The following is a 242-nucleotide window of genomic DNA, read 5'->3' as shown; positions in this document are numbered from 1 at the left end:
CGCACCGTCGAGCGCAGTCAGCGCACCACCCACGGTGGTTGCGTGCCGCCTGCAACGGTGTAGCTCGGGCCCTTGATGGTGCCGTCCGCATTCATCGTGGCGTCGCCGCCCAGTGCTTCTACGGAGGATTTGAGTTGCGAGACGTTCACGGCGTCGGTGGCTTGCGTGCCGGCGGCCATGTTGACGATCTGGCGTTGCGTTGTGGCGTTGCCGATTGAGACGGTGTTGTCGCGGTTTGCTGC

Annotated in this window: 1 protein-coding gene; it reads right to left on the bottom strand. The window is 64.9% G+C overall.

Annotated elements, in window-relative coordinates:
* Positions 1-17: 17 nt before the first annotated feature.
* Positions 18-242: hypothetical protein (locus tag RVY79_RS21225; RefSeq protein WP_317466594.1), on the bottom strand; the 225-nt coding region annotated here is incomplete at its 5' end.

It is taken from the genome of Chromohalobacter sp. HP20-39 (assembly GCF_033052815.1).
GTDB lineage: Bacteria > Pseudomonadota > Gammaproteobacteria > Pseudomonadales > Halomonadaceae > Chromohalobacter.
Note: the sequence above shows the minus strand (reverse complement) of the source record. Positions and strands in the feature narration are given on the sequence as shown.